15 protein-coding genes are annotated in these 14,838 nt (G+C 72.7%); 6 read left to right on the top strand and 9 right to left on the bottom strand.

The annotated features are described in order from the left end of the window. Window positions 1–52: 52 nt before the first annotated feature. Window positions 53–580, top strand: a complete 528-nt coding sequence (locus tag AC069T_RS02295; protein WP_478780900.1) for a hypothetical protein — start codon at window positions 53–55, stop codon at window positions 578–580. 18 nt (window positions 581–598) lie between these two features. Here the strand turns inward: AC069T_RS02295 and AC069T_RS02300 are convergent, their stop codons facing one another. Then, on the bottom strand, window positions 599–1,219 hold the full coding sequence (locus AC069T_RS02300) for a PadR family transcriptional regulator (protein WP_478780901.1): 621 nt from the start codon (window positions 1,217–1,219) through the stop codon (window positions 599–601). 127 nt (window positions 1,220–1,346) lie between these two features. Then, on the bottom strand, window positions 1,347–3,362 hold the full coding sequence (locus tag AC069T_RS02305; RefSeq protein WP_478780902.1) for an oxidoreductase: 2,016 nt from the start codon (window positions 3,360–3,362) through the stop codon (window positions 1,347–1,349). Window positions 3,363–3,690: 328 nt separating this feature from the next. Here AC069T_RS02305 and AC069T_RS02310 point away from each other — a divergent pair, with 328 nt between their 5' ends. Next, on the top strand, window positions 3,691–4,110 hold the full coding sequence (locus AC069T_RS02310) for an FKBP-type peptidyl-prolyl cis-trans isomerase (RefSeq protein ID WP_476751029.1): 420 nt from the start codon (window positions 3,691–3,693) through the stop codon (window positions 4,108–4,110). A 459-nt stretch (window positions 4,111–4,569) separates the two neighbouring features. On the opposite strand, the gene AC069T_RS02315 is transcribed toward AC069T_RS02310, so the two are convergent. From AC069T_RS02315 to AC069T_RS02325, 3 genes are all read right to left on the bottom strand, one after another. Next, a complete protein-coding gene (locus AC069T_RS02315; protein WP_478780903.1) occupies window positions 4,570–5,220 on the bottom strand; it encodes a hypothetical protein in 651 nt (216 codons plus the stop codon). 223 nt (window positions 5,221–5,443) lie between these two features. After that, complete coding sequence (locus AC069T_RS02320) at window positions 5,444–6,223, bottom strand: putative protein N(5)-glutamine methyltransferase (protein WP_478780904.1); 780 nt, start codon at window positions 6,221–6,223, stop codon at window positions 5,444–5,446. A gap of 172 nt (window positions 6,224–6,395) precedes the next feature. After that, window positions 6,396–7,481, bottom strand: a complete 1,086-nt coding sequence (locus AC069T_RS02325) for an ABC-2 transporter permease (protein ID WP_478781120.1) — start codon at window positions 7,479–7,481, stop codon at window positions 6,396–6,398. A 182-nt stretch (window positions 7,482–7,663) separates the two neighbouring features. Here AC069T_RS02325 and AC069T_RS02330 point away from each other — a divergent pair, with 182 nt between their 5' ends. Next, window positions 7,664–8,077, top strand: a complete 414-nt coding sequence (locus AC069T_RS02330; protein ID WP_478781121.1) for a MarR family winged helix-turn-helix transcriptional regulator — start codon at window positions 7,664–7,666, stop codon at window positions 8,075–8,077. 114 nt (window positions 8,078–8,191) lie between these two features. Here AC069T_RS02330 and AC069T_RS02335 read toward each other — a convergent pair whose 3' ends face one another. Beyond that, window positions 8,192–8,965: a GNAT family N-acetyltransferase gene (locus AC069T_RS02335; RefSeq protein WP_478780905.1), complete on the bottom strand. Its 774-nt coding sequence runs from the start codon at window positions 8,963–8,965 to the stop codon at window positions 8,192–8,194. Continuing rightward, entirely contained in the window at window positions 8,962–9,882 is a 921-nt protein-coding gene (locus tag AC069T_RS02340; protein WP_478780906.1) for an NADP-dependent oxidoreductase, read from the bottom strand. The genes AC069T_RS02335 and AC069T_RS02340 overlap by 4 nt, the downstream gene beginning before the upstream one ends. A 289-nt stretch (window positions 9,883–10,171) precedes the next feature. Here AC069T_RS02340 and AC069T_RS02345 point away from each other — a divergent pair, with 289 nt between their 5' ends. Then, window positions 10,172–10,777, top strand: a complete 606-nt coding sequence (locus AC069T_RS02345) for a sulfite oxidase-like oxidoreductase (RefSeq protein ID WP_478780907.1) — start codon at window positions 10,172–10,174, stop codon at window positions 10,775–10,777. Further along, window positions 10,770–11,525: a ferredoxin reductase gene (locus AC069T_RS02350; protein ID WP_478780908.1), complete on the top strand. Its 756-nt coding sequence runs from the start codon at window positions 10,770–10,772 to the stop codon at window positions 11,523–11,525. Before AC069T_RS02345 ends, AC069T_RS02350 begins: the two co-directional genes overlap by 8 nt. 105 nt (window positions 11,526–11,630) lie before the next feature. Here the strand turns inward: AC069T_RS02350 and AC069T_RS02355 are convergent, their stop codons facing one another. Continuing rightward, window positions 11,631–12,326 carry an alpha/beta fold hydrolase gene (locus AC069T_RS02355; protein WP_478780909.1) on the bottom strand — a complete coding sequence of 232 codons (696 nt, stop codon included), beginning with the start codon at window positions 12,324–12,326 and terminating at the stop codon, window positions 11,631–11,633. 159 nt (window positions 12,327–12,485) lie between these two features. On the opposite strand from AC069T_RS02355, the gene AC069T_RS02360 reads away from it, so the two are divergent. After that, window positions 12,486–13,451, top strand: a complete 966-nt coding sequence (locus AC069T_RS02360) for an acetylxylan esterase (protein ID WP_478780910.1) — start codon at window positions 12,486–12,488, stop codon at window positions 13,449–13,451. A 55-nt stretch (window positions 13,452–13,506) separates the two neighbouring features. Here the strand turns inward: AC069T_RS02360 and AC069T_RS02365 are convergent, their stop codons facing one another. Next, the gene (locus AC069T_RS02365) at window positions 13,507–14,577 is read right to left on the bottom strand and encodes a phosphatidylinositol-specific phospholipase C domain-containing protein (protein ID WP_478780911.1); all 1,071 of its coding nucleotides are present in this window, start codon (window positions 14,575–14,577) and stop codon (window positions 13,507–13,509) included. Between the last annotated feature and the right edge of the window lie 261 nt (window positions 14,578–14,838).

The raw sequence follows: 14,838 nt of genomic DNA on the forward strand, positions 1-14,838 counted from the left end.
CAAGGCGGCTCATGGGATGTACCGCCAACCGTGCCTCTGGAGGGCAAGTCCTATGCGTACCACTCAGATATTCCTTCGCTCCGGCCTGACCGTGGCCGCCGCCGCGCTTCCCTTCACCCTGGCCGCCGGGTCGGCCACCGCGTGGGGTGCGGGGATCTCGGTGAGCACCAGCGGGTCCACGGTCTCCGTCACCACCAGTGCCTGCACGGGCAGCGGTGCCCGCTTCGGCAACGCCTCGCTGCTCACCAGCAGCCAGTCGAGTTTCGCCCAGGGCCGCCAGGCGGCGCTGACCGGGACCAGCAACAGTCAGATGGCCACCTGGTCGGGCGTGGGCTCGGGCACCTACACGGTCATCGTGGTGTGCCAGAACGGGACCACGGCGGGCACCCAGTCGATCGTCGTCTCCGCTCCCACGATCTCCGCGACGGCCTCCCCGTCGCGCGGTGTCATGGGTGGCGTGGGGGGCGCCACGAAGGACTACGGCACGCTCACCCTGGCGGGCGGCGGCGCGCTCGTGGCCGCGGGCACCGTGGCGGCCGCCTGGTTCCTGCGCCGGCGCGCGAAGCCGCACCGGCTCTGACCGCGGGGCCGGTGCCCGTCACCCGGGCGGCCGTCCGTCGGCTCCGGCCGGCCAGGCGGCCTCCTGCTCGTCGGCGACTCCCTGCTCGTGGGCGGGCAGCCGGTCGCGCACCTGCTCGAACTCCGAGAGCGCATGGGTCAGCCACCGGGTCCAGAACGTCTCCAGGTCGATCCCGGCCCGCAGCACGAGGTGCTGCAGGCGCTGCTGGGGGTTGTCCTTACCGGGCGGGAAGTCCCGCTCCTGGATCTCCTCGTACTCCGCCAACTGCCGCCGGTGCAGGTCGAGATGACGGCGCAGATCCGCTTCGATGCCGTCGGTGCCGACCACCGCGCAGGCACGCAGGCGCAGCAGCATGGTGTCGCGCATCGGCTTGGGATCCTGTGCGGCGGCGGTCCAGCGGGCCAGTTCGGCGCGGCCCGCCGCGAGCACCTCGTAGCTCTTCTTCTGGCCCCGGGCGGGCTGCTCGGCCGGCAGGGCGCGGATGAGGCCCGCGGCCTCCAGTTTTCCCAGCTCGCGGTAGATCTGCTGGTGCGTCGCCGACCAGAAGTAGCCGATGGACTTGTCGAACCGCCGGGTCAGCTCCAGCCCCGACGACGGCTTCTCCAGCAGGGCGGTGAGGATCGCGTGCGGCAGTGACATGGGCTCATCCTAGGGAGGGCCGCCCACCGGGCCCCTTCCCGCTCTCGTGCCGTGACCTGCGCGGCAGGTCCTCATGGCCGTCCGGCCGTTCCCGTCCGTCTCGCGACGGGAACGGCCGGACAGGCCCTCAGAGCGCCGCCGCCAGCTCCGTGCCCTGCTTGATCGCGCGCTTGGCGTCCAGTTCGGCGGCCACGTCGGCGCCGCCGATGAGGTGGACACTGCGGCCGGCGGCGAGCAGTTCCTCGTACAGGTCGCGGCGCGGCTCCTGGCCGGTGCACAGCACGACCGTGTCCACCTCCAGGACCTGGCCGACGCCGTCCACCGTCACGTGCAGTCCGGCGTCGTCGATCCGGTCGTACCGGACGCCCGGGACCATGGTCACGCCGCGGTGCTTCAGTTCGGTGCGGTGGATCCAGCCGGTGGTCTTGCCGAGTCCGGCGCCGACCTTGGACGTCTTGCGCTGGAGGAGGTGGACGGTGCGCGGCGGGGCGGGCCGCTCGGGTGCCGTGAGACCGCCGGGGGCTCGGTACTCCATGTCGACGCCCCAGTGCCGGAAGTACGTGGCCGGGTCCTCGCTCGCCTTGTCGCCGCTGTCGGTCAGGTACTCGGCGACGTCGAAACCGATGCCGCCCGCGCCGAGGATCGCGACCCGGTCGCCGACGGGGGCGCCGTCGCGCAGGACGTCGAGGTAGCCGACGACGCTGGGGTGGTCGACGCCCGGGATGTCGGGGGTGCGCGGGCTGACGCCCGTGGCGACGACGACCTCGTCGTACGCGGAGACGTCCCCGGCGGCGATCGGGGTGTTCAACCGGACGTCGACGCCGTGCAGTTCGAGCTGGGTACGGAAGTAGCGGATCGTCTCGTCGAACTCCTGCTTGCCGGGGACCCTGCGGGCCACGTTGAGCTGGCCGCCGACCTCGCCCGCGGCGTCGTAGAGGGTGACGTCGTGGCCGCGCTCGGCGGCGGAGACCGCGCAGGCGAGTCCGGCGGGACCGGCGCCGACCACGGCGACGCGTTTGCGCAGCCGGGTCGGCGCGAGGACCAGCTCCGTCTCGTGGCAGGCGCGCGGGTTGACCAGGCAGGAGGTGATCTTGCCGCCGAAGGTGTGGTCGAGGCAGGCCTGGTTGCAGCCGATGCAGGTGTTGATGGTCTCGGGCCGTCCCGCCTCCGCCTTGGCGACGAAGTCGGGGTCCGCGAGCATCGGACGCGCCAGGGACACCATGTCGGCGTGCCCGTCGGCGAGCAACCGCTCGGCGATCTCCGGGGTGTTGATGCGGTTGGTGGTCACCAGGGGGACCGAGACGGCGCCCATCACCTTCTTGGTCACCCAGGCGTACGCGCCGCGCGGCACCGAGGTCGCGATGGTCGGGATGCGCGCCTCGTGCCAGCCGATGCCGGTGTTGATGATCGTCGCCCCGGCGGCCTCCACCGCCCTGGCCAGGGTGATGACCTCGTCCAGCGAGGACCCCCCGGGCACCAGGTCGAGCATCGAGAGCCGGTAGATGATGATGAAGTCGTCGCCGACCGCCTCGCGGACCCGCTTGACGATCTCCACGGGGAAACGCATCCGGTTCTCGTACGAGCCGCCCCAGCGGTCCTCGCGGCGGTTGGTCTGCGCGGCGATGAACTCGTTGATCAGGTAGCCCTCGGAGCCCATGATCTCGACGCCGTCGTACCCGGCCTGCCGGGCCAGCCGGGCGGCGCGCGCGTAGTCGTCGATGGTCTGCTCGACCTCGGCGTCGGTGAGCGCGTGCGGCGGGAAGGGGCTGATCGGCGCCTGGAGGGCGCTCGGCGCGACGAGGTCCTGGTGGTAGGCGTACCGCCCGAAGTGCAGGATCTGCATGGCGATCCTGCCGCCCTCGCGGTGCACCGCGGCGGTGATCCCGCTGTGCTGCTCGGCCTCCGCCTCGGTGGTCAGCTTCGCCCCGCCCTCGTAGGGGCGTCCCGCGTCGTTGGGGGCGATGCCGCCGGTGACGATGAGCCCGACGCCGCCGCGGGCCCGGGTGGCGTAGAACTCCGCCATGCGCTCGAAGCCGCGCTCGGCCTCCTCGAGGCCCACGTGCATGGAGCCCATGATCACGCGGTTGGGCAGCGTGGTGAAGCCCAGGTCGAGCGGGTTCAGCAGATGCGGGTAACGGCTCATCGGGCCCTCCGTGCGCGGTGTGGTGTGTCTGTTGTAGACGACCGCAGGGCGCTTATGCAACTAGTTGCACAACCGGAGGGACCGAGGTCACAGGGATCGGTCGGTCGTTGGTGGCGGCCTCCTCGTAGCAGGTGGCGAGGCCGCGCCACTGCTCCAGGCGGCCGTCCACCCGGCCGGACTCCGCAAAGGACCCGGCCGCGCAGCCTCGGCACGGGAGTGCGCCTGGGAGCATGCGCACGGCCGGTAGCGTGATCGTCTGCCGCATGGAAGGTCCATGTGCCCGGCCGGCCCGTGCGAGGGGATCCCGGTGGCGAGCAAGGAGGTCGCGATGAGCGAACTGACAAAGCCGAGCATCGAGGTTCCCGAGGGTGACGCGCCCTCCGAGCTGACGATCCGGGACCTGGTGGTCGGGGACGGACCCGAAGCGCTGCCGGGCAGGGTCGTCCAGGTTCACTATGTAGGGGTCACGTTCGCATCCGGAAAGGAGTTCGACTCCTCCTGGGAACTGGGCCGGCCGTTCAAGTTCGCCGTGGGCGGCGGCAGGGCCATCAAGGGCTGGGACCGGGGAGTCAGGGGAATGAAGGTCGGCGGCCGCCGCGAGATCATCGTTCCTCCGCGTCTCGGCTACGGCAGGCAGTCCCCCTCTCCGCTGATCCCGGCGGGCTCGACACTGATCTTCGTCGTGGACCTTCTCACGGTCGTGGGCGGGCCCGCGGGGGCGGCGCCCGGCTTCACGGGCTCGGCCTGAGCGCGGCGCTCCTGAGAGGCCGAGGACACCAGGGCGGTGCCACGCGGGGACGCCTGCGGTCATTGACAGACACCTCGTCAACCCGGGGCGCGCGAGGTGACGGTCCGTCAAGGTGGTTTCTGCTGCGCTGAACCAATGGTTGATGGCCACGCGGATGAGCCGGCGCCCGGCATGGCCGCGTGCCTGAGCAATCCGCGGCGCGCGTCCGTTCGGCCTGCGGCGGCCGTCCGCCGATCCCGAACTGTCCACCACCGGTGGGTGGTTCGGTCGCGTGGTAGGCGGTCGACCGCACTGTCTCCGAACAGACACGGGCCGCCGCGCCTGCTCCGCCGGCCTCGGTGAAAACGTGACACCTCGGTGAAAACGTGACACCTCGGTGAAAACGTGACAGTGAGCGTCGGCCGCCCGCTCCCCCTGCGCGCCAGGTGTCTCAGCCTGCCTGCGCCGCAGGTCAAGATCTCAGGCGGCGAACGGGGTGCTGTGGCCGGGCAACTGCTGCCCCGGGCGCAGGAACCGCTGGGCGCCCTGTTGGTCGCGCACCGCGAGGAACCCGGCGTCCGTCAGCCGCTGTGCGATCCTCTCGCGGCGGATCGCGCCCACCTTGAATGCCACGGTGAAGAGCAGCGCGACCGCCCCGCCGGAGGCGACCGCTTCGACCGGCGAGCTGTCGATGAGCATGAGGACGGTCAGGGCCGCGCAGGCGAGGTAGCCCAGCACCTTCTGGGTCCGGTCGGCGACGTACTGGGCCATGACGTCGAAGGTGACGAGGTCCTTCAGCACGGCCACGGCACCGACCGCTTCGGGAAGCGGCTTCAGCGAGCCCTGCACCAGCCCCGGCACCGTCCCGCCGTTGCCCGCCTGCGGATGGGTGGTGATGGTGGCCGCCTCGCGGACGCGCGCGTCGGGCCGCGGGTCCCGGTACATCCGGACCTGGACGAGCGAGTTCTTGAAGCCGGTCCTGTACGCCGTGCCGTACGTGTAGCCGTACTGCTCCGCCACGTGCGCCAGGGCGGCCGCCTTCAGCGTGGTGCCCTGGGGGGCGATCTCAACGATGTCCTGCTGACGGGCGATCTGCCGGAGCATCCCCGCTATGTGACGTTCTACGGACATGTTGTTCCCCCCTGGGACCCTGCGCCTGGGGCCGACCGGCGCACAGCCTAGTACGCCTGCAGCAGCGTTTCGCTTTCTGGCCCGGTCAGAAGGGCCGTGGGGAGTGCGGTGAGTTGGTGCGGGCGCCGGTGGAAGTCTTCGCCGAGTGCCCCACAAACGAGTGGAAGAGTCCCGGGACTCCGCGACCGTCGTATGGGGCGGGCCCCGATCCAAACGAAACTGCCTAGCCGGGCCGGACGCCGATGACGACGTGGGCGTACATCTCCTCGGAGACCGCGAGGCGCGGGACGAGACCGCTGCGGGCGAAGACGTCGAGGGCCGCCGGTGACTGGAGTTCGCTCGTCTCGACGAGCAGGCAGCCGCCGGGTGCCAGCCAGTGCGGGGCGTCGGCGGCGACGCGGCGCAGCACGTCCAGGCCGTCGGCACCCCCGTCGAGGGCCATCAGCGGTTCGTGGTCGCGCGCCTCCGGAGGCAGCATGCCGACCTCGCCGGTGGGGACGTAGGGCACGTTCGCGGCCAGGACGTCGACGCGCCCGCGCAGGGTGCCGGGCAGCGCGTCGAACAGGTCGCCCTCGTACACCCGGCCTCCGAAGGCGTGGACGTTGCGGCGGGCGCAGCGCACCGCCGCCGGGTCGATGTCGGCGGCGTGCAGCTCGGGCCCGTCGAGGGAGACGGCGAGCGCCGCGCCCACCGCGCCCGAGCCGCAGCACAGGTCCACGACGACGGCCGCCCGCCGGGCCTGCGCGACGGCCTGGCGGACGAGGAACTCGGTGCGGCGGCGGGGCACGAAGACGCCCGTGTCCACGGTGATGCGCAGTCCGTGGAACTCGGCCCAGCCGACGACGTGTTCCAGGGGCAGACCCGCGACACGGCGGTCGACCATGGCGGCGGCCTCGGCCCGGTCACGGGCGGTTGCGAGGATCAACTCCGCTTCGTCCTCGGCGAACACACAGCCTGCGGTGCGAAGTGCGGCGACGACGGCGGAAGGTGAGAGGGAGGGCATGGAAGCCGAGAGCCTTTCGATGAACCGAAGGGCGCTCTCGCGGGCACCTAGAACAGGTGACCCGTGTTGCCTCGAGGTGAGAGCACCCGGCCTGACACAGCGGTAATGGGTCTCACCTCCTGACAACTCCTGGCCGGGGACGTCCACGGCCGCGACCACATTACAGGAACGATCAGACGGCGACCGACTCCTCCAGCTCCTCCTCGGTCTCCTCCTCCTCGGCCCGGACGGAGGCCGAAGTCGCCCCGGGGGACGCCGCCTCGGTGGCCGCCTCCGCCTGCGCGGCGGGTGCGGCGCGACGGGCGCGCGCCCGCTCGGCCGCGCCGGCCGCCGCGGTCACCAGCAGGCCGAGGGCGAGCCAGGCGACGAGCGTTCCCACGTTGCCGGACAGCCCGTCACGGTCGAAGTAGAGGAGAGCGCGGACGCCCTCGACGAATCCCGCCCCGTTCCAGAAGGCGTGCAGGGTGCCGAAGAAGCCGTTCTGCAGCTCGGGCCGGAACAGGCCGCCGGAGCTGGTGAAGTTGAGCATCACGAACAGCACCATCATGGCGAGGGTGGTCCACCGCTTGAGGAACGTGTGGAGTCCGACGCCCACGAACAGGATGCCCGCGGAGTAGAGCCAGCTCATCCCCCACACGCCCGCGAGGTCGTGGTGCGCGAGGTGGAAGACCGGCCCGGCGAGCAGCGCGCCGATGGCGCTCACGACACCGGAGACCGCGACGGCCAGCAGGCCCCGTATCCGCATCGGCAGGGTCGCGCCCGCGGCGCCGAGTGCGGCGACGGAGGCGTACGAGCCGATGCTCAGCGCGACGAGCAGGAAGAACAGGCCCTGCCCCGTGGGGTCGTCGGCGACCGTCGGGGTGACGTCGGTGACCTTCAGCGGCCGGCCCTCCCGGGCGGCGACCGGGGTGAAGACCCTCTCCACAGACAGGGCGCCCATGTCGGACGCGGCGGTGGCCACGAGCAGTTCGGGCGTCCTGCCGTTCGCCGCGTAGGCACCGGTGATGTCACGGGACTTCAGGAGGTCGACCGCCTCGGCGCGGGTCGCGACGGTTCGGACGTCGAGTGCGTCACCCGCCCGGTCCTTGACGGTCTGCGCGAAGACCTTCGTCTCGGCCCCGGAGCCGACGACGGCGACGGGCAGGTGGTTCGGCTCGGGAGTGGCGAAGGCTCCCAGGTAGGCGAGCCCCATACCGACGCACATCAGCAGTGGGGTGATCAGGTGCGTCAGCACGTGGCGCAGGGCCGGAGAGCGCAGGCCGGTGAGCACGGAACCTCCATTGGTTGGCTTATACAACTCACGGTTCAGTTGTACTATACAACCAGAAGAGAGGGAGGTGTTCCGTGACCGTGTCAGACGAGTCCGGCGAGACTTCCGCCCAGGACCAGGAAGGTACCGCCCGGTCCCCCGACCGGGCGGTCGAGACCATCCAGCGTGAGATGACGGCCTTCGCCCGGCGCGCCCGGGCATCGGCCGGGCGCATGCATCCCGAGCTGTCGCTCGTCTCGTACACCCTGCTGGGGCACCTCGAGGAGCGGGGCGGCTGCCGGGCCACCGACCTCGCCGCGCACTACGCGCTGGACAAGTCCACGGTGAGCCGGCAGGTCGCCGCCCTGGAACGCGCCGGCCTCGTCGAGCGGCGCCTGGACCCCGAGGACCACCGGGTGCAGGTGCTGCATCTGACACAGGCCGGCACGGCGATCCTCGTCCAGGTGACCGAGAGCCGCAGGACCGCGTTCCGCGAGCGGCTCGACGGCTGGTCCGAGGAGGACCTGACGCGGTTCGCGGGATACCTGCTGCGGTACAACGGGGCCGGCCCCGACACCCCGGCCGGCGATCCTTCCACGGGCTGAACGCCGGGACTTGCGTCCGGCGGACTCCCGGAGTCCGGTGCGACCCGCGGGGCCGCCGGTCGCCCCGGACGAGCCGCGCGCCCGCTCCGCCCCGACGGCGGTGGCCTCGTCTCCTCAGGCGACCGCCGGGGCCGGTGCGTCCGTCGCGCGCTCCGGTACCCGTACCGCCATGAAGCGGGTGGTGCGCCGCAGCCGGAAGCCCAGGGCCTCGTAGAGCCGGACGGCGTCGGTGTTGCCCGCGCCGGTGTGCAGGAACGGGGTCTCGCCGCGATCGCGGATGCCGTGCGCGACGGCCAGGACCAGCCGGCCCGCCAGCCCCTGCCCCCGGAAGTCCGGGTCGGTGCAGACGGCGCTGATCTCGGTCCAGCCCGGCGGGTGCAGCCGCTCCCCCGCCATCGCCACGAGAGCGCCGCCGCGGCGGATCCCCAGATAGGTGCCGAGTTCCACCGTGCGCGGCAGGAACGGGCCGGGCCTGGTGCGCCGGACCAGGTCCAGCATCTCCGGTACGTCGGCGGGACCCAGCCGCACCGCTTCCGGGTCCGGCGCCGCGGCGAGCCCGTCGTCGACGAGCTGGACGCCCTCCAGGCTGAAGGTCACCTCCCACCCGGGCGGGATCCGCCCGCGGAAACCGGCCAGCGGCGCCTCCCCGCCGGGGCCGACGAGTGCCGCCAGATCCGCCCAGTCGCGGGCATCGGGTTCGTCCGGGAGCGCCAGCCACGGCGACACGTCGGCCGGATAGCGCAGCACGCGGCCCCGGCGCTCGGCGAAGCGTGCGTGCGGGCCGGTCAGCGAGGCGAGGGCCGGGTTGTCGAGGACGTGCCGGGCGGCGCTCCCCCGCGGGACCTCGGTACCGGCCGCAGGCCGCTCCGTGTGCGCCCCGGTGCTCATGCGGCGACCTCGATCACGATCTTGCCGCGCGCATGGCCGTCCTCGACAAGGCGCAGCGCCTCGCCGGCCCGGTCGAGGGGGAACGTCCGCGTGACGTACGGGCTGAGGCTGCCGTCGGTGACGAACCGTGCCACCTCGTCGAGGACGGCGGCGGTGCGGGCGCGTGCGACAGCCGCACCGCCGAGCCGCGCCACCGTCTCCCGGTCGGCGCCCGTGACCAGCTTCGAGGTGTCGGGCAGCAAGGTCGCCGCCGCTTCGAGGACCTCGCCTCCGACGAGGTCGAGGACCGCGTCGATCCCGTCCGGAGCGGCGGCCCGCACCCGCTCGGGCAGACGGGGCCCGGACGGGACGTGGACGGCTCCCAGCGACTCGACGAAGTCCTTCTTGCCGTCGCTCGCGACGGCGACGACCCGCACGCCGTACGCGCGGGCGAGCTGCGTGGCCGCGACACCGACGCCACCGCCCGCTCCGGTGATCAGCAGGGTCTCGCCGGTCTGCGGCCCGAGCTGGCGCACCGCGTCGTACGCGGTCGCCGCGGCCACCGGCAGCGCGGCGGCGTCCGTGAAGGACAGGGCCGCCGGTTTGTGGGCGGTCACCGTCACCGGCAGGACCGCGTACTCGGCGTATCCGCCGGCCGACGGGTTGCCGAAGACCTCGTCCCCGGCCGCGAAGCCGGTCACCTCCGCGCCGACCTCCTCGACGACGCCGGCGACCTCGTTGCCGAAGACCGCGGGCAGCTCGCGCGGGGGTCCGCCCGGACGGCGGTAGCCGGTGCGCTGCTTCCAGTCGACGGGGTTCACGCCCGCCGCCCGCACCGCGACCAGGATCTCGCGGGGCCCGGGGACCGGCCGCTCCCGGTCGACGAGGGCCTCGGTCTCCGGACCGCCGTACCGGGTGAACACGTACGCCTTGGGCATGGGCTGCCTCACTCTCCCTTCGCTGCCGTCGGCCGGGCGCCACCGGCGTCGGCACCTACGCCAAGGGAGATCACGGCACCGCTGTTCCCGGGGCCGCGGAGAGTTCATACGGCCGCAACGATCGGGGCCGTCGTCCCCGGGGCGCCGGGCCGGACCCGGGTCCGCGTACGGTTGAATGCATAGGCCGGGACCGCGCGAGCACCTGTCAGCGCGGGTGTCCCGCACCTGCCCGCACTCCGACCGAGACCGACCCCGCGCCGTCCCGAAGGCGGCCTGGAGGCACCACCCCATGAACGTCACCCGAGGCTTCACCGGGCGCACCCGAGTCCCGAACGCCGGCCTGCCGCCCGGTCAGTACGACGCGGGCGGCGACTGGCCCGTCCTCTCCGCCGAGGTCACGCCCGAGCTGGCGCCGGCCGACTGGACCTTCCGGATCGACGGCCTGGTCGCAGAGCCGCGCACCTGGGACTGGGACGAGGCTCACGCGCTGCCTCCGTCGGCGTACGAGGGCGACATCCACTGCGTGACGAGCTGGTCGAAGTTCGGCGTGCGCTTCGGCGGCGTGTCCCTGGACGCCTTCCTCGGTCTCGTGCGCCCGGACACCGCCGCCACCCACGCCGTCGCCTACTCGCACACCGGGTACACGGCCGGCCTCCCACTGGCGGACCTGACCGGCTCACGCGCCTGGATCGTGTGGGAGTACGACGGGAAGCCGCTCCCCGCCGAGCACGGCGGCCCGGCACGGCTCGTCGTGCCGCACCTGTACTTCTGGAAGAGCGCCAAGTGGATCGCGGGCATCAGGCTCCTGGACCACGAGGAGTCCGGCTTCTGGGAACAGAACGGCTATCACGCACGCGGCAACCCCTGGGAAGAGCAGCGCTACTCCGGTGACTGAGACCTTCGTGCCCCCGACCCCGTTCGCCGTGCCCGGCCGGATCGCCGTGGGTGAGCAGGCCGCCGCGCACTGGCAGGCCGCCACGCTCACCGAGATCCGCCGCGAGACGGCACACGCCTCGACGTTCCGTTTCGCGGTGCCCGGCTGGACGGGCCATCTGCCCGGGCAGCACCTGATGCTGCGGCTGACCGCTCGGGACGGCTACACGGCCCAGCGCCACTACTCCCTGGCGTCCGCGCCCGACGACAGCGGACACATCGAACTCACCCTGGACCACGTCGACAGCGGTGAGGTGTCCGGCTGGTTCCACACGGTGGCCAGGCCCGGGGACGAGGTGCAGGTGCGCGGCCCGGTCAGCGGCTTCTTCGCCTGGCCCGGCGACCGGCCCGCCCTGCTGCTCGGCGCGGGCTCCGGTGTCGTGCCGCTGATGTCGATGGTGCGGCACCGTCGCGCGCGCGGGCTCGCGGTCCCGCTGCGGCTGCTCGTCTCCGCCCGCTCCCCCGAAGAGCTGATCTACGCGCGGGAGTACGGCGAGGAGACCACTGCGGTCTTCACGCGCAGGGCGCCGGAGGGGGTGCCGGTCGGCCGTCTGTCGGCGGCACATGTGGCGCCGCTCCTGGCCGAGCAGCCGCCGGGCGGGTGGGAAGCCTATGTGTGCGGCTCCAACGGATTCGCGGAGCACGCGTCACGGCTCCTGGTCCGGGCGGGCCAGCCGGTGGACCGTATCCGCATCGAACGCTTCGGCTGAGCCCGACGCGCCGCCCGGGCGTCCCGTCGGGCGTCCGCGCGGCGCAGGCTGTGCGACGGAGTCCGCCGCGGGACACCGGGAGCGGTGACCGGCGGCGGCCCCGCGTCAACGGCACTCGTCGAGCAGGATCCGCGCCAGCTCGTGCGGCTGGGAGAACATGGGCCAGTGGCCGGTGTCCATCTCCACCAGGCGCCACCGCTCACTCCTCAGCGCGTCGGCCACGTCGTCGTTCGGCTCGGGGCCGTCCAGCAGGCACTTGACGTACGTCGCGGGCAACTCGTCGAGGGGGCGCGGCAGAACGGCGGGTTCGGTCAGCGAGGCGCCCGGGTGCGGGGTCGCACCGGCCGCGATCCGCGCGATCTGCTCACTGGTGAGGCCCTGGCCGTCGTAGCCGTCCGCGGTCAGCGGCTCCCAGAAGCCGCCGTTCTCCGCGAGCGAGGCCTCGAACCTCTCCTGGCCCTGCCACCAGTTGGCGGCGAACGAGACACCGTCGACGGGGATCTCGGAGTCGACGAAGACGACCCGGGCCAGCCGGCCGCCGATCCGCAGGGCGGCCTGGCCGACCGGAATGCCCGCGTAACTGTGTCCCACCAGGACGACGTCGCGCAGGTCGAGGCGTTCCACCTCGGCGACGACGTCGTCCACGTGGGTCCGCTGCCCGGCCGGCGTCCCCTGCCTCTCGGCGAGACCTGACAACGTCACGGCGTGCGCGCCGCACCCCGCCGCACGCAGCTCCGGCACCACCTCGTCCCACGCCCACGATCCCAGCCACGCGCCTGCCACCAGTACGAATTCCGTCATGGAGGAAACGTAGCGGCGAGGTCGGACATCGCACCGTCCGCTCCCCGCTCCGGCGCGTCCTGCCCCGTCGTCGCTCGTCGGCGCGAGAGGGCCTGGCGGGCGCGCGCGCCGCGCCCGTACCGTGTGATCATCCGCATCCGATGTCAAAGGTGGTCCTTCATGGCCCTGTTCGACCTCCCCCTCGACGAGCTCCGCGGCTATCGCAGCGCGTCGGCCGAGCCCGAGGATTTCGACGCCTTCTGGGCCAAGACTCTCCAGGAAGCCCGCGAGCACGAGCTGGACGCCCGCTTCGAACCGGTCCTGACGCACCTTCGGACGGTCGAGCAGTTCGACGTGACGTTCGCCGGCTACGGCGGTCACCCGGTCAAGGGGTGGCTGACCCTGCCGGCCGGTACGGACGCGCCGGTTCCCACGGTCGTCGAGTTCGTCGGCTACGGCGGCGGGCGCGGTCTGCCGCACACACATCTGCTGTGGGCCTCGGCGGGCTTCGCGCACTTCGTGATGGACACCCGGGGTCAGGGCAGTGCCTGGGGCGGCGGCGAGACCCCCGACCCGGTGGGCAGCGCGCCCGCGTTCCCCGGGTTCATGACCCGCGGGGTCGAGGACCCGGAGAGCTACTACTACCGGCGGGTGTACACGGACGCGGTGCGTGCCGTGGAGGCGGCCCGAGCGCATCCCCTGACGGACGCGGCCCGCACCGCCGTCGTCGGTGCGAGCCAGGGCGGCGGCATCAGCATCGCGGTCGGCGGTCTGGTGCCCGACCTGGCGGCGGTCGCGCCGGACGTGCCGTTCCTGTGCGACTTCCCGCGTGCGACGACGCTGACCGACCGCGACCCCTACCGCGAGATCGGCAAGTACCTCAAGACCCACCGCGGCCGTACCGACCGGGTGATGACCACGCTGGCGTACTTCGACGGGGTGCACTTCGCCGCGCGCGGCCGGGCGCCCGCCCTGTTCTCGGTGGCGCTGGAGGACCAGACGTGCCCGCCGTCGACCGTCTACGCCGCCTTCAACGCGTGGGCGCACGACGACAGGACGATGGAGGTCTACGACTTCAACGACCACGAGGGCGGCGGCCCCTACCAGGAGGCGGCGAAGCTCCGCTGGCTGCCACGGCACCTCTGAGGCGTCCCGGCGGGTGCCGGGACGCCCTGACGTCACCCGCCGGAGCCGGGGGAACTCACCCCGCCGTCCCGCGCGGTACGACCGTGGAAAGGACGGCGGGCAGCGGGTACCAGTCCGCCGACACCACGCTGGCGTGCCGTCCGGCCAGCAGGGCCACCCGGTCCAGGGCCTGACTCTGCGTCGGACTGGTGCCGTCGATGGCGGGGGCCACGCCGTGGGCGTCGGTCATGACGACCAGGTAGTGCCGCTCGTCGTACCAGGCGGTGTCGATCGAACCGTTGGTGTAGGCGGTGGCGTCGCCGTCGAAGACCACGAACCAGGGGCGGATCGTCGGGTCCGTGTACCGGGTGCGCGGGTCGCCCGCGGCGGCACCGTGCACGGCGGGGAAGGCGGCGGCCTCGCTCAGGCGCCCGGCGGCGGCGAGGTCGCGCAGGTGGGTGGCGTACTCGCGGTCCGTCCACAGCGTGTCGGCGGGGTTGCCCTCCTCGACCGTGCCGGGGATCAGCTCGACGACGAACTTGCCCGCGAGGGCGGAACGGGCGGGCCAGCCGCCGGCGCGGACCGCCGAGTCGAGGTCCGGGTGGGAGGTGACGACGTCGGCGGGGCGCAGCAGGGCGTCGCCGAGCTTGGAGGTGAGCAGGGCGTCCAACTGGGCGGGCCCGCGGCCGTTCCTGCCCTGGAAGCCGTCCTTCATCTCCACCTTGAGCTGGATCGGCCGGTGGCCGGGGTGGGCGTCGTGCCAGGCCCTGATGTCGGCGAGGCAGCCGCCGAGGTCGCGGTTGCGTGTCCTGGTGCGCAGTTCGGAGGCCCGGGCCGCGTTCTCGCAGTTGTTGTCGTTGCCGAGGGGGTTGCTGTGCGAGACCCGCCAGGAGGAGCCGAAGACATTGGTCCACACGTCGAGTTCCAGCATCCCGGCGCCGGAGTCCAGGGCGTCGGCGAAGTAGGGGAACTTGGCCTTCTCGTAGGCGTTGTGGACGCCCACCCAGGTGGTGGCCGAGTACGCCGGGTCCGCGGCCGTGGACGGCGGCGCGGCGCCCGTGGACGGCGGCGCGGCGGCCAGGGCGAGCACGGCTGCCGCCGTCACCGTGAACCCGGTACGCGTCAACGCCTGCGCATGTCTGGGCATGTTTCCCCCTGCCTTCGGAGCTTCGGGTGGTCAACCGCATTGCAGCGTAGGGGCGTTGGGTGACATGCGGAAGATCGTGGAGTGAAGGACGGGGCGATGCGATCCGGCGGGTTCCCCCCAGTCCGACCAGTCGGTACGTTCGTGAGCGCGGAGCGCCGGCCGGCGGGCCTCGGTCACGAGGGGCGAAGGGGGGGCCCCGTCCCCCCAAGGACCTCAGGTGTGCAGTCGCTTTGACCCCCGCCTCTTCTCGGTGTTAACGGG

It is taken from the genome of Streptomyces sp. NPDC043867 (assembly GCF_056435845.1).

Coding starts and splice junctions, on each gene's coding strand:
- AC069T_RS02295 (WP_478780900.1), top strand. CDS start 53: ATGCGTACCACTCAGATATTCCTTCGCTCCGGCCTGACCGTGGCCGCC.
- AC069T_RS02300 (WP_478780901.1), bottom strand. CDS start 1,219: ATGTCACTGCCGCACGCGATCCTCACCGCCCTGCTGGAGAAGCCGTCG.
- AC069T_RS02305 (WP_478780902.1), bottom strand. CDS start 3,362: ATGAGCCGTTACCCGCATCTGCTGAACCCGCTCGACCTGGGCTTCACC.
- AC069T_RS02310 (WP_476751029.1), top strand. CDS start 3,691: ATGAGCGAACTGACAAAGCCGAGCATCGAGGTTCCCGAGGGTGACGCG.
- AC069T_RS02315 (WP_478780903.1), bottom strand. CDS start 5,220: ATGTCCGTAGAACGTCACATAGCGGGGATGCTCCGGCAGATCGCCCGT.
- AC069T_RS02320 (WP_478780904.1), bottom strand. CDS start 6,223: ATGCCCTCCCTCTCACCTTCCGCCGTCGTCGCCGCACTTCGCACCGCA.
- AC069T_RS02330 (WP_478781121.1), top strand. CDS start 7,664: ATGACGGCCTTCGCCCGGCGCGCCCGGGCATCGGCCGGGCGCATGCAT.
- AC069T_RS02335 (WP_478780905.1), bottom strand. CDS start 8,965: ATGAGCACCGGGGCGCACACGGAGCGGCCTGCGGCCGGTACCGAGGTC.
- AC069T_RS02340 (WP_478780906.1), bottom strand. CDS start 9,882: ATGCCCAAGGCGTACGTGTTCACCCGGTACGGCGGTCCGGAGACCGAG.
- AC069T_RS02345 (WP_478780907.1), top strand. CDS start 10,172: ATGAACGTCACCCGAGGCTTCACCGGGCGCACCCGAGTCCCGAACGCC.
- AC069T_RS02355 (WP_478780909.1), bottom strand. CDS start 12,326: ATGACGGAATTCGTACTGGTGGCAGGCGCGTGGCTGGGATCGTGGGCG.
- AC069T_RS02360 (WP_478780910.1), top strand. CDS start 12,486: ATGGCCCTGTTCGACCTCCCCCTCGACGAGCTCCGCGGCTATCGCAGC.
- AC069T_RS02365 (WP_478780911.1), bottom strand. CDS start 14,577: ATGCCCAGACATGCGCAGGCGTTGACGCGTACCGGGTTCACGGTGACG.